This is a genomic window from Nocardiopsis terrae (genome assembly GCF_014651695.1).
Classification (GTDB): Bacteria; Actinomycetota; Actinomycetes; order Streptosporangiales; family Streptosporangiaceae; genus Nocardiopsis; species Nocardiopsis terrae.
In genome coordinates this window covers 95,868-108,365 of record NZ_BMXJ01000008.1, presented here as the reverse complement: position 1 = coordinate 108,365, position 12,498 = coordinate 95,868, and the positions used below count along the sequence as shown (strand labels likewise).

At 71.0% G+C, this 12,498-nt stretch carries 11 protein-coding genes and 2 tRNA genes; 3 read left to right on the top strand and 10 right to left on the bottom strand.

Features of this window, described 5'->3' with window-relative positions; all coding sequences use genetic code 11:
* Positions 1 to 2: 2 nt before the first annotated feature.
* From IE195_RS22480 to IE195_RS22450, 7 genes are all read right to left on the bottom strand, one after another.
* Positions 3 to 884, bottom strand: coding sequence for an ABC transporter permease (locus tag IE195_RS22480; protein WP_191274920.1), 882 nt, complete (start codon positions 882 to 884; stop codon positions 3 to 5).
* 12 nt (positions 885 to 896) lie between these two features.
* Positions 897 to 1,985, bottom strand: coding sequence for an ABC transporter permease (locus IE195_RS22475; RefSeq protein WP_191274918.1), 1,089 nt, complete (start codon positions 1,983 to 1,985; stop codon positions 897 to 899).
* A 346-nt stretch (positions 1,986 to 2,331) separates the two neighbouring features.
* Complete coding sequence (locus IE195_RS22470; protein WP_191274916.1) at positions 2,332 to 2,934, bottom strand: septum formation family protein; 603 nt, start codon at positions 2,932 to 2,934, stop codon at positions 2,332 to 2,334.
* A gap of 183 nt (positions 2,935 to 3,117) precedes the next feature.
* A complete protein-coding gene (locus IE195_RS22465) occupies positions 3,118 to 3,600 on the bottom strand; it encodes a septum formation family protein (protein ID WP_191274914.1) in 483 nt (160 codons plus the stop codon).
* Between the two features lie 447 nt (positions 3,601 to 4,047).
* Positions 4,048 to 4,121 (bottom strand) — tRNA-Lys (locus tag IE195_RS22460).
* A 175-nt stretch (positions 4,122 to 4,296) separates the two neighbouring features.
* Positions 4,297 to 4,370 (bottom strand) — tRNA-Lys (locus IE195_RS22455).
* Between the two features lie 156 nt (positions 4,371 to 4,526).
* On the bottom strand, positions 4,527 to 4,712 hold the full coding sequence (locus IE195_RS22450; RefSeq protein ID WP_191274912.1) for a hypothetical protein: 186 nt from the start codon (positions 4,710 to 4,712) through the stop codon (positions 4,527 to 4,529).
* 495 nt (positions 4,713 to 5,207) lie between these two features.
* Between IE195_RS22450 and IE195_RS22445 the strand changes: the two genes are divergently transcribed.
* Positions 5,208 to 6,236 (top strand): MurR/RpiR family transcriptional regulator, encoded by a 1,029-nt coding sequence (locus tag IE195_RS22445; RefSeq protein ID WP_225942517.1) that lies wholly within the window; start codon positions 5,208 to 5,210, stop codon positions 6,234 to 6,236.
* 76 nt (positions 6,237 to 6,312) lie between these two features.
* Positions 6,313 to 7,326 carry an N-acetylmuramic acid 6-phosphate etherase gene (locus IE195_RS22440; RefSeq protein WP_191274910.1) on the top strand — a complete coding sequence of 338 codons (1,014 nt, stop codon included), beginning with the start codon at positions 6,313 to 6,315 and terminating at the stop codon, positions 7,324 to 7,326.
* Between the two features lie 25 nt (positions 7,327 to 7,351).
* Here the strand turns inward: IE195_RS22440 and IE195_RS22435 are convergent, their stop codons facing one another.
* Complete coding sequence (locus IE195_RS22435; RefSeq protein WP_191274908.1) at positions 7,352 to 8,914, bottom strand: DUF885 family protein; 1,563 nt, start codon at positions 8,912 to 8,914, stop codon at positions 7,352 to 7,354.
* A gap of 282 nt (positions 8,915 to 9,196) precedes the next feature.
* On the opposite strand from IE195_RS22435, the gene IE195_RS22430 reads away from it, so the two are divergent.
* Complete coding sequence (locus tag IE195_RS22430; RefSeq protein WP_191274906.1) at positions 9,197 to 9,859, top strand: SanA/YdcF family protein; 663 nt, start codon at positions 9,197 to 9,199, stop codon at positions 9,857 to 9,859.
* Positions 9,860 to 9,908: 49 nt separating this feature from the next.
* On the opposite strand, the gene IE195_RS22425 is transcribed toward IE195_RS22430, so the two are convergent.
* A complete protein-coding gene (locus tag IE195_RS22425; protein WP_191274903.1) occupies positions 9,909 to 11,351 on the bottom strand; it encodes a hypothetical protein in 1,443 nt (480 codons plus the stop codon).
* 427 nt (positions 11,352 to 11,778) lie between these two features.
* A complete protein-coding gene (locus IE195_RS22420) occupies positions 11,779 to 12,399 on the bottom strand; it encodes a SanA/YdcF family protein (RefSeq protein ID WP_191274901.1) in 621 nt (206 codons plus the stop codon).
* Between the last annotated feature and the right edge of the window lie 99 nt (positions 12,400 to 12,498).

Below are 12,498 nucleotides of genomic sequence, written 5' to 3'. Positions count from 1 at the left end.
GCTCACCTGTCCCGGAGTCGTGGGTTGAGGGCCTGTTCCAGGGAGCGGGTCATGGTGACCAGCCCGATCTGGAAGAGCATGATCATCACCATCGGGGCGACGAGGAAGGGAGCGGCCTGGGGCAGGAGGAAGGCGTTGTTGTCCCAGGCCTGCTGGATCATCAGCCCCCAGTTGTCCGCGGTGCTGGGCAGGAGGCCGAGCAGGTACATGCCGACGACCGCGTAGATGGCGTTGGTGATGGCGATGATGAAGTTGATGAAGATGTAGCCCGCCATGTTGGGCAGCACCTCGATGAGGAGGATGCGCGCGGTGCCCAGGTCCTGGAGGCGCGCGGCCTCGATGAACTCGCGTTCCTTCAGGGTGAGCACCTGCGCCCGGATCGACCGCATCAGGTAGGGCCAGGTGACCAGGCCGATGATGAAGGAGACGACCAGCGGGGAGGAGGTGCGGTAGAAGGAGGCGATGACCAGCATCAGGACGATGAAGGGGATGGTCATCGTGATGTCGGTCAGCTGGAGCAGGAAGTGGTCGACCCTTCCCCGGACGTAACCGGCGACCGCGCCGAGGACGACGGCGATGGCGACGGTGATGAGGGCGGCCGTGACTCCGACCCAGATGGGTTCTCGGCCGCCCAGGACGAGCTGGGTGAGGGTGTCCTTGCCCTCGTGGTTGGTTCCGAGCCAGTGCTCGGAGCTCATCGGACCCCAGATCCTGGTGACGTCCGTGGGGTTGTGGGGGTCGACGAACAGGGGGCCCACGAAGGAGAACAGCAGGACGCCGAGGACCAGGCAAAGCCCGACGAACCCGCTCGTGCTGCGGGTGATCCCCTGCCAGATGGAGCCCCAGACGCCCGCGGCGGGCGGGCTTGCTGTGGTGACGGCCATGCGTGCGTCCCCCTACTTCCGGATGCGCGGGTCGAGCCTGCTGTAGAGCAGGTCCGCGACGAGGTTGGCGATCACCACGCACGAGGTGATGATGATGAGCAGCCCCTGCAGGAGGGGGTAGTCGCGGTAGTTGACCGCGTCGAGCAGCAGACCGCCGACCCCCTTGTAGACCAGGACCTGTTCGACGAAGATCGCGCCGCCGACGAGGGTCCCGAAGGAGATCGCGATCTGGGCGACCAGCGGCAGGACGGCGTTGCGGCCGACGTAGGCGGTGGCGATGCGGCCGTCCCGGAGTCCGCGGGCCCGGGCGACGGTCACGTAGTCCTCGCTGAGCACCTCGGTGGTGGAGGCCTTCATGATGAGCATCCAGGTGCCGACGATGGCGAGCACGTAGGTGAGGATCGGCAGGGCCGCGTGGAAGAACGCGTCGCCGACGAACTCGGCGGTGAAGCCGGGTCGGACGCCGGGGCTGAGGGTGCCCCGGAGTTCGATCGGGTTGAACCAGCCCAGGTACATGCCGCCGCCGACGACGAGCACCATCGCGATGAGGTAGTTCGGGACGGCGCCCAGGACCGAGGCGAGGACGCTGAGGACGTGGTCGAGCAGCCTGTTGCGGCGGTAGGCCATGACCATGCCGAGGCTGAGTCCCAGGGCGATGGCGGCGAGGGTCCCGACACCGATGCTGAAGAGGGTCCAGGGGAGGTAGGCGCCGATGGCGTCAGTGACGCTGAAACCGGGGCGGTTGATGGTGTCGCCGAGGTCGAGGGTGAGGAGCCCGCGGATGAACTCCCACCACTGCTGGAGGAGGGGGGCGTCGGGGTCGTAGGCCAACGAGTTCATCGCGATGGCCCGGGCCTCGTTCATCGACATGCCGCCCTGGGTGAGGCGCCCCGCCATCACGTCGATGGGGTCGCCCGGCATCGCGCGGCCCAGGAAGAACGTCGCGTTGGCGACCACGAAGACCACGACGAGGGCCTTGCGGACCTTCACGAAGACGTAGTTGCGCCAGAGCCGCTTCAGAACGGTTCCCGGCTTCCGGGGGGTTGCGGGCCCGGTTTCACCGGTGTCCGGTGGCGGGGCGGCCGCGGTTTCGGTGGCCACGGGGCTCCTTCGAGCAGGGGGTGCGGCGGTGCTGTGGGGGACCATCTTTTTATTAGGAAACTTTCCTAATAAAACATCACGGTAGCCCCACCCCTGTGGCGCACACCACCCCCGTGACCAAACGGCGTCTTCTGCGCGACCCGATCGGCATCACGAAAAGAACAAAAAATGACAAAAACCCCATATGACCGAGTGATTCGTGGCCGAATCCGGCCGCATCCGCTGCAAGGGGCTGTCACCGCCTCCGCCACCGAGGGGTGCTTCGCTCCGCCGGGACACGACGACGGCCCGCGCCGTTCGATGGCGCGGGCCGTTCACGTTCCGCGGGTCGCCGGGGGCGGCGGTCCTAGAGGCCGGAGCCCTCCAGGGAACCGGTCGTCCGCTCGTCGAACTGACCGACGAGGCAGAGGTACTCGCGCTCGCCCGCCGCCCAGCCCTCCTCCATCGGGAAGAGCGTCTGCAGGTTCAGCACCGACTCCTCGGCGGGGATCCCGACGAAGGCCTCGAATGCCTCGTGGCAGCCCTCGTTGACCAGTGCGACGACCTCGTCCTCGCCCGGATAGTCGAGCCCGCTGTCCAACGAACCCCCGTGGTAGACCTCGAGGTCGTGCGGCTCCGAGCAGTCGATGATCGGCACGGTGCTGACGGAGTCGTCGTAGCCGACCTCCATCTCGTTCAGGCAGTCCCCCACGACCAGCACGTTGACGTCCTGGTCCTCGGGATCGACGGTCGGCTCCGGCGTCCCGGTCGGCTCGGGCTCCGGCGCCTGGGTGGGCTCCCCGGTCTCCGTCGGCTCCGGCTCCGCCACCGGGGAGGAATCGACGCCGTCATTGCTGAAGGCCGGCGGCAGCAGGGGCAGACCGCACGCCGAGAGGGACAGGGCGGCGCCGGCGGCCGCGGCCGTCAGGGCGATACGGCCGGGCAGGGGGTGGCGCGCTTCGGACAACATGACTGCTCCACTGGATCGTTGGTCGCACACCGACGCGGAAGAGGGGACCGGCGTCACCTATCCAGATGCGCCCGGGAGGGAGAAGGTTTCGTCCCGTCCGCGAACCGGCCCCGAAAGGGGGAACCGGTTCGCGAACGGGGGCGGGCCGGGCCGTCGGCCACGGGCCCGCCGCCGCCGAGCGGGTCAGCGGTTGGCGCCCTCCAGGCTTTCGCTGACGGGCTCGCCTTCGGTCAGGACGTAGCAGAGGATCTCGCGGTCGTCGAAGCGCTCCCAGGTCTGGGAGGTCGGCATGAGACCGCTGACGTAGAGCTCGGACTCCGCGTAGTCGATGCCGACGAACTCCTCGAAGGCGCTGCCGGTGCAGATCTCGTCCAGGGACGCCTCCAGGGACGCCTCCCCCGGGAAGTCACCCTCGGGGAGGTCCTCGGTGTGGAAGACCTCGGAGTCGTGCGGCTCGCTGCACTCGACCAGCGGAATGTCGCTCACCTCCCCCTCGGAGAAGGCGGTCTGGATCTCGCTCTCGTTGAAGCAGTCACCGACCGCGATCTCATGGACGTTGCCGGCCCCGAAGTAGGAGGTGAGCAGGCCGCAGGCGGAGAGGCTGACGACCGCGCCGGCTGCAAGGGCCGTGCGGAAGGCGGTGCGGACAGCGGGGGATGTGGGCATGAGGGTGCTCCGGATTTTCTTCGTGGTGGGGATCTCGCCGAGAGGAGTGGCGGACGTGAAAAGATTTCACCAGAAGATGTGCGATGTCAATCTGGTTTTGAACCATCACTAATGACTCATGAGTGAATACCCATTGTGATTGAACGAAGTCATAACAACATGTCTGACCTGGGAAACGCCACCGTCACAGGACCGAACTCCAAACGGGTTCACGTCATCGGGGACTGACCGGGAAAGCGGCGGGAAAGGGTACGGGCGAACCGGTTCCGTGGTTTTTCGGCAGCGGAAATCGGGGGCATCGGGATCCTCCCACGCCGCAACGACATTCGGGGGCGTGCGGACCGCGCACCGGCGCCGCCGGGGACGCCCGACCGGGGGGCGGGGGTGGTGGGACGCGAAAGACCCCGGCCGGTGGACGTGGCGTCCTCCGACCGGGGTCTCGTACTGTGCGCCATCAGGGACTCGAACCCCGGACCCGCTGATTAAGAGTCAGCTGCTCTGACCAACTGAGCTAATGGCGCCCGTCTCCGCCCGGACCCTGCGGTCCTTCGCGGCAACGGAGTTAACTCTACCGGAACTTCGGAGTGCCGGGAGCCATCACGGGCACGATGTGTGCCAGGACACGGGGCGTCCGGCCGCACACGCGAAAGACCCCGGCCGGTGGACGTGGCGTCCTCCGACCGGGGCCGTGTTCTGTGCGTCATCAGGGACTCGAACCCCGGACCCGCTGATTAAGAGTCAGCTGCTCTGACCAACTGAGCTAATGACGCCCGTCTCCGCCCGGACCCTGCGGTCCTTCGCGGCAACGGAGTTAACTCTAGCAGGACCGAAGGGTGGCCGCGAACAGGTTTCGGGGTCGGCCGGGGTCGGACCCGTCACACCGCGGCTCTCGCCTGAACCCGCACGTCACGCGAGGACTCGGGCGCCTAAAGGAAGGCGATGACCAGGGCGGCGATGATGGCGATGGCCAGAACGACACCGACGCCCGCCAGTGCCAGCGGCAGGATCGGGCGGCGCGGGGCCTCCTCGGGCTCGGGGTTTTCGTCGACGAAACGGCGGAAGTGCTGCGTGGTACCCGCCGGGTCCATGTTGGGATCGTTGTTCTGCGTCATGGCCTTGACACTAGCGACTCATCCGACCACTGAGCACCCCCCGAAGCAGATCCGGCGGATCTCCGAACCCTCCGTTGGGGCGAACGGGACCCGGATTTTCCGAAAACCCCTCGTTGCCGCCCTCCCCACCGGACGTACCGGCAGACGGGATCCCCTCCGAATGAAAGCCGACCGTAAGACCGGACCCGAAGACTCGGCCCGGGGCGGAGCCCGGTCGGTACTTCCCCGCGGCCGTGCCCTCCCCGGGCCCGGCGCGCGACACGGCTGCCCTCCGGGCCGCTGACCGTGCGCCGGGCCCGCCCCCGCCACCGTCCGGACCGGTCCGGACGCGCCGTGCGGGTACGCTCCGCCCACCTGCCCGGGGACTTTCTGAGCTGGGAGCACGCAGCGGGCCGGGGCACTTGCCGTGCGGACCGTCCCTTGAAATCCTTGATTCTCCCGGTTTTTCCCGTCAGTACGTTGACTCTGAACCACGACCGAAAGAAACTTTCCTCCATGGCGCATACTCCGAAGCCTTCTGGCGACCGTTCGAGCCGGGGTGATGCCTCCCAGTCACAGGTCCCCACGACGGTCCTCCGGATCCGGTCGTTGCTCCCCTCGCTGGCCCCCGCCGAGCAGCGGGTGGCGCAACGGGTCATCGACGACCCCGAACGGGCCGCTGCCTCCTCGATCACCCAGCTGGCCAAGGACTGCGCGACCTCCGAGGCCACGGTTATCCGGTTCTGCCGCACCATCGACTTCAGCGGCTACCGGGAACTGCGACTGGCGCTGGCCACCGAAGCCGGACAGGCCCGGGGCGCCCGTACCAACGCCCCCGAACTGGCCAGCGACATCAACCCCGACGACACCCTGGTGACCGTCGTCCAGAAGATCGCCTACACCGACGCACGCGCCGTGGAGGAGACCGGCGCCGCCATGGACGTGGAGGTCCTGCGTGCGGCCATCGACGCCATGTCGAACGCGCGGCGGATCGACGTGTACGGGGTGGGGGCGAGCGCGTTCGTGGGCGCCGACCTCCAGCAGAAGCTGCACCGGATCGGCCTGACGTCGTTCGCCTGGTCGGACGCGCACGTGATGCTGACGAGCGCGGCCCTGTTGGAGGAGGGCGACGTCGCGATCGGTATCTCGCACAGCGGCACCACCATCGACACCGTCCAGGCGCTGACCGAGGCGGGCCGCCGGGGCGCGCGGACGGTGGCGATCACCAACTTCCCCCGGTCACCGATCGGTTTCGCCGACCACGTACTCACCACCGCGGCGCGGGAGACCCTGTTCCGGTCGGGGGCCACGGCCTCCCGTCTGGCCCAGCTGACGGTGGTGGACTGCCTCTTCGTCGGGTTGGCGCAGATCCGCTACACGGACAGCCGGACAGCTCTGGAGACCACCTACGAGGCGGTGCGCGGTCTGCGGCTCAGCGACGACCGCAGACGCCGGCGGAGCGAGGCCCCCGCCGCCGATCCGGGACGCGGGGGCCCGGCAGCCCGCACCGACGGCAACGACGGCACCACCGGAAACGACGACTGACCCGCCACCCGCGTCGGTTCCGTGGTCCGCTCGTCCGGGCGCGGCCCGGTGCGGCCGAACGGAAGGACGAACACGGGTGCGGACCGGACAGGAGAGCGCAGTGCACGGCGGCAGGGAACAGAACCCACAGGACCGGGGACCGGGCAGCCGGGGCCCCGAGGACGGTGAAGCCGTGATCGTGCGGGCGCCCACCGAGGCCCGCAACCCCGACACCTACGACATCGACCTGCTCCCGGCCCTGGACGTCCTCCGGAAGATCAACGCCGCGGACGCCACCGTCGCGGCAGCCGTGGGCGCGGTGCTGCCGGAGTTGGCCCGTGCCGTGGAACTGGGGGTGGCCGCGTTGGAACGGGGGGCGTCCATCCACTACTTCGGAGCCGGCACCTCGGGGCGGATCGCGGCCCAGGACGCCGCGGAACTCCCCCCGACCTACGGTGTGCCCGCGGACTGGGTGGTGGCCCACCACGCCGGCGGCGGCGAAGCCCTGGCCCGGGCCGTGGAGGGGATCGAGGACGACTGGGAGTCGGGGCGGATCGACGCCGCGGGGGTGGCCCCCGGTTCGCTGGCGGTCGGCCTGGCCGCGAGCGGACGGACCCCCTACGTGGGCGGCGCCCTCGAGGCGGCCCGGGAGGGGTCGGCCGGCACGGTACTGATCAGCGCGAACCCCGATGCCCCGTTGGCCGCGGTCGCCGACGTGCACGTGGGTGTGTCCACGGGGGCCGAGGTGATCGCCGGTTCGACCCGGATGAAGGCGGGGACCGCGCAGAAGCTGCTGCTGAACGCGTTCTCGACCGCGGTGATGGTGCGCGTGGGGCGGACGTACTCGAACCTGATGGTGGGCGTGGACGCCAGCAACGGCAAGCTCCGCGGCCGGGTGGTCACCATCCTGGTCGAGGCCACCGGCTCGGAGGAACAGGCCTGTGCCGAGGCGCTGACGGCGGCCGGGGGAGACACCCGGGTGGCGTTGGTCTCGCTGTTGGCCGGGGTGGACGCCACGACCGCAGCGAGGGCGCTGGAGAAGGGCCGGGGCCGGGTGCGTGCGGCTCTGACCGAACTGGGGCTGCCCAGACGGGAGGCCCCGGGGCCCTGAGTCCCCGGGGCCGGTCGGCGGACGGTCAGCCGTCCAGGGCCGCGCCGATCAGCCCCAGGGGCGGCGAGCCGAGCTCCAGCAGGGCGCGGTGGAAGCGCGGCAGCGAGAAGCCGCTCCCCCACTGCTGCCGTGCACGTTCACGCAGCGCCAGGATCTCCAGCTTCCCCCAGGTGTAGCGCCCGTAGGTGGGGTCGAAGGTGGCCCGCTGCGCCTCGGCCACCGCCGCCGGCCCCTGGAGCGGGGTGTCCTCGGCGAAACGTGCCGCGCCCTCCTCCACCCTCATCCGTCCGGTGTGCATGCCGATGGCCACCGACAGCCGGGTGACGCGGATGAGGGCCTCGATCCACACCCCGATCTCGTAGTGGTCGGCGGTCCAGTCGGGATCGCCGACCCGTGCGGCCGCGTACTCCCCGAACCCCTCCTCCAGGCACATCTCCTCGGCGTAGTGCGCCCAGCCCTCGGCGAAGGTCATGGACTGCAGGGCGCGCCGGACCGGGCTCGGCGCCCGGCGCAGGGCACGCCCGTGCGAGTAGTGGCCGGGGGCGACCTCGTGGACGCTCACCGCCGGGAGGGTGGTGTGGCTGAACTGCTCCAGCCACTCCGAGGCCTCCTCCTCCGACAGCTCGGGAGCGGGCGGGGTGATGTAGTAGAACGACGGGGTGTCCCGCTCCCAGGGACCGGACCACACCATCATCGCGGTGGCCCAGCGCATGGCGGGCGGCGGCACGTCGACCCTGCACTCGCCGTCGCCGTAGGGCGCGAGTCGGCGCTCCTCGGTGAAGTCGACGGCGATCCCGGTCCACCGGCGGGCAGCGTCGAGGACCCCCTCGGTGTCAGGGTGCCGGCGGGTGAGTTCGCGGCTGAACTCCATCGGGTCGCGCCCGGGGGCGAGCCGCCCGGTGGCCTCGGCGAGCCTGGCCCGCAGGCGGTCGCGCTCGGCGTCGGCACGCGCGGCGAGGTCGGTGAGGTCGACCTCCACGGCCTCCCCGGTCCCCATCAGCAGGCTGAGCGCCTCAGCGCCCAGGCCGGCGTCCTCCGAGCCGTTCTCGACCGCCTCCGCCACATGCGCGACCAGCCTGGCGTGGGCCGTCAGGGCGTCGCGGCGCACGTCGTCGGGGAGGTCGCCCGGGAGGCCTTCGGCGACTCCGCGCACAGCACCGAGCAGGGAACGCGCGACGGGTGCGGAGAGCCGGTCCAGCGCGGCGACCGCGTTGTCGGCCAGGGCCGGCCAGAGCTTCAGGTGAGCGATCCGCGCGGCGTCGCGCTCGGCCCTGGGCGCGTACCCGCGTTCGTAGGAGGAGACGTCCATCTCACCGATGTGGTGGAGCGGGTTCCTCCGGTGCCACTCCAGCTCGCCCAGCTCGAAACGCAGCCCCGCCTCGGCGGCGCACAGGTGTGCCTCGTCGTGCGGGTCGTCCAGGGGTGCGCCGCCCAGGGCCTCCAGGCCGGTGCGCACGCCCTGCGGGGAGAGGTCGGCGGCCCTGCCGTCGTACTCGTGCATCCCCGCGCCCTCCCGCATGGCCCCGGGGGTCAGGTCGGCGATCGCCCGCAGTCGCGGGGGGAGTTCGTCATGGTGGTGTGCAGACATGCGGCGACCCTAACGTTCCCCGCGTCGGCGCACACCCGGCTCCTCCGGCGGTGCGGCCCCGCCGCGCGAGCCGCGTCCCCCGCTCCACCGCACGCGCGCCCGGGTTCCGGACCCCGACCGGAACCCGACCCGTTCCCCGGACGTCTCCCCCTTGTGACGACCTCCGAGAACCCCGCCGAAGAGCCCCGATCCGCCGTTCCCGGCCGAGCCCGGGAGCCCGGTCCCGTCTCGGGGCCCGGGTCCGCCCCCGCTCCACCGTCCTGGCGCCGACCGCTCGCCCTGATGGCCGCGGCGTTCACGGTGCTGGCGTGCGTGCCGTTCGTGTGGGTGCTGGTCTCCACCGACGGCCAGCGCCACACCGCGGGTTCGGTGCCCGACCGGCCCGTGGCCATCGTCCTGGGGGCGGGTGTGCGCCCCGACGGTCTGCCCAGCCACCTGTTGGCCCAGCGCCTGGAACTGGCGGTGGAACTGTACGAGGCGGGCAGCGTCCAGGCGGTTCTGGTGACCGGCGACAACGGTGTCGAGCACTACAACGAGACCGACGCCATGGCCGAGTACCTGGTCGGCCGGGGCGTCCCCGGGGACCGGGTGGTCGGCGACTACGCGGGCTTCTCCACCTGGGACTCGTGCGTGCGGGCCAGGGAGGTGTTCGGGGTGGAGGAGGCCACGGTGCTCACCCAGGACTTCCACCTGCCGCGTGCGGTGCGGCTGTGCCGGGCCGCGGGCATCGACACCGTCGGGGTGGGCGACTCCAGCCTGCGGGAGCGGAGGACCGCCACGGTCTACGGATGGGCCCGGGAGGTGCCCGCGGCGGTGGCGGCGCTGGGCACGGTCGTGTTCCGGCCCGACCCCGCGTTCCTCGGAGACTACGAGAGCGGTGTGGACGAGGCCCTGGCCGGGGCCGCCGAGGAGGCCGCCGGGGCCGAGGGCTCCGGACGCTCCTAGAGGCGTCCCCGACCACCGTGTTCCTGTCCGGCGCGGGTCGGCCCCGCCGTCAGCGGCCCCCGCCGAACAGGCGGCCGAGGAGACCGGTGGGCGCCTGCTGCTGGGGCTGCTGCCGCTGCGGTGCGGCGGCCTCGGTCTCCTCCCCGGTCTCGGTCTCGGGCTCCACACCGACCAGGGCGCAGAACTCCTCCGCGTTGTCCGGCAGTGCCCAGGCGCTCAGGGTCGCGGTGAACTCCTCGTCCTGCCATGCCGAGGCGGGCAGTTCCGCGATGGCCCACAGGACCTTCAGGGTCTCCTCGTCGTAGTCGGCCTGGGCGTGCTCCTCGACCGTGTATCCCCTGGACCGGGGGCCGAGGACGATCTCCAGGCCGGCCCCGGTGACCAGGGCGCGCGACTCCTCCTCGCCCTTGATCAGGCCGGGCAGGATGTCCAGGCGCAGGCGGCGGGCGCGGTCTCCGGCGCGGCCCAGCGCCAGGAACCCCAGGACCTGGGGCGAACGGTTGCCGCAGTGCGGCCACGACTCGTTGAACAGACCCTCGTAGCCCATGGAGGTGCCGCCGCCGCGGCCGATCCTGCGCAGCCCTTCGCGCGGGGTGTTCTCCCCGTGGATGAGGACCAGGGCCACCGAGGCGGCGAAGGAGTTGTAGAGGTTGCCGCCGGCCATCTGGTGGACCAGGCCGACGGTGGTGTCGACGTCGGAGGGGTCGGCGACCAGGCCGAGGGCGAACAGTTCGGCGGGCAGCGGCTCACCGCTGTCCAACCCCTGGGTCATCACCTCGCGCATCGAGGTGGGGGCCTTGGGCGCGGGGCGCAGGTCCTTGGCGAGCAGCACCTGGGAGGCGCCGGTGATCTCGGCGGAGATGCGCTCGGCGTCGCCGGGCAGGAAGCCCAGCAGGTAGCTGACCCACTCCCCCGCTCGGTCCAGGCCGCCGCGGTTGGCGCCGCCGTGGAGGAGGGTGACCAGGTCGGGGACCCGGGCGAGAACGGCCTCGTAGGTTTCCAGCTCGGCCCGCAGGAGTTCGGCGCCGTCGTCGGCCTCCATCACGGCGAGGCGGTTGCGCATCCGGTGGTGGTGCTGCTCGTCGGGCGCCTCCTCCATCCAGGTGCGGTACTGCGCCCGCACCTTCTCGGCGTCGTTGGAGATGGCCCAGGCCACCTCGTCACGCCACTGGTCGAGGTCCCGATGCTGGGGAAAACGGTCCTCGGCGTGCGCGCTGACCAGCTCCAGCAGGAGGCTGAGGGGACGCCAGCGGTCGGCGGGCTGGGTGGCCTCGTCGGTGGCGATGTCGACCAGCCGGTCCACGGCCCTGGGGGCGGCCCGGTGTCCGGGGGCGGGGAAGTGGATGATGTCGTGGAGGTCGGACAGGGCGCTGTCGCTGGTCGCGACCTGTTCGAGCAACTCGGGGATGCGCTCGCCGCCCTCGGGCGCCAGGGCGGCCCAGTCCACGTTCTCCGTGTTGTCGTGTGCTTCGTTTCCCGTGGTCGCGTTCATGCGCCCGATTATCCCGGCTCAGGGGTTCTACGCGAATCGGCTCCGGCGTCGTGCTTCTCACCGGGTCCAGGGGAATCCTCCGCCGTGTTTCGCCCCGGCTGCCTGCGGGTTCTCGTGCGGTGACTGAATGCGATGACGCTTCTGTGCCAAGCGGCAGGCTGGCGGACCTCCCCGGCCGAGGTACTCGATTGCTCGATCAGCGACCATCGCCAGGTACACCACCTCCACCAGATACCGCTTCAACGCCCGATACGTACCCTCCTGCCCTTGGCCCTCTGGCACGCACGAACTCCCCCCGCCGACCCGGACCACTGGACCTGAACCACGGTGATCTTGCTACCAGGGGCAACTTCGGCGCCGAAATCGCCCCTGGTAGCAAGATCACCGCAAGAAGGGACGGGCCCGGTGCACCCCTGCGGTCACCGCCCTAGGCGTCCTTGTCGGTGAGCTCCCCGTTCGCGGGTGCGGGGCGCAGGACGGCGTCGCGCAGGGCCTTCGCGGCCGCTCCGAGTTCCCGTGCGTAGCCGATGAGGGTGGACCGGCGGCGGGAGCCGAGACTGGGGTCGCCCACCCCGACGGCGTCGATCCCGGCGGCCCGGGCCAGGGAGACGGTGCGGGGCAGGTGGAAGGACTGGGTGACCATGGTCGCCGCGTCGACCCCGTAGAGCTCCCGGACCCGTACGCAGGTGTCCCAGGTGCGGTACCCGTGCGGATCGGCCGTCACCAGTTCGGCGGGGACGCCCTGTTCCACCAGGTAGTCGGTCATGGTGTCGGTCTCGCGGCGGGAGACCTCGCGGTTGTCGCCGGAGACCAGGACCCGGTCGACCTTCCCGGCCGCCACTAGCCGAACGGCCAGGTCCAGGCGGCGGGCGAGCAGCGGGGAGGGCCCGTCGGACCAGGCCGCGGCGCCGAGCACCACGGCGACCGGCCGGTGCGGGACGGTGTCGACGGTGCCGCGCCGGCCCGTGCTGGCGAGGTAGGTCCAGGCGAAGGGGCCGAGCCCGAGAGCGCACGCCCCAGCGCCGACCGCCGCGATCCACATACCCACTGCCCCGTGACCTCCCGCTCTCCGCGCGGCCCCTGCCGCGCCCCACCATCATGGCGCACGGGGGGATCCCTCGGTCCGGTCCGTCACGGTCGTCCCGGA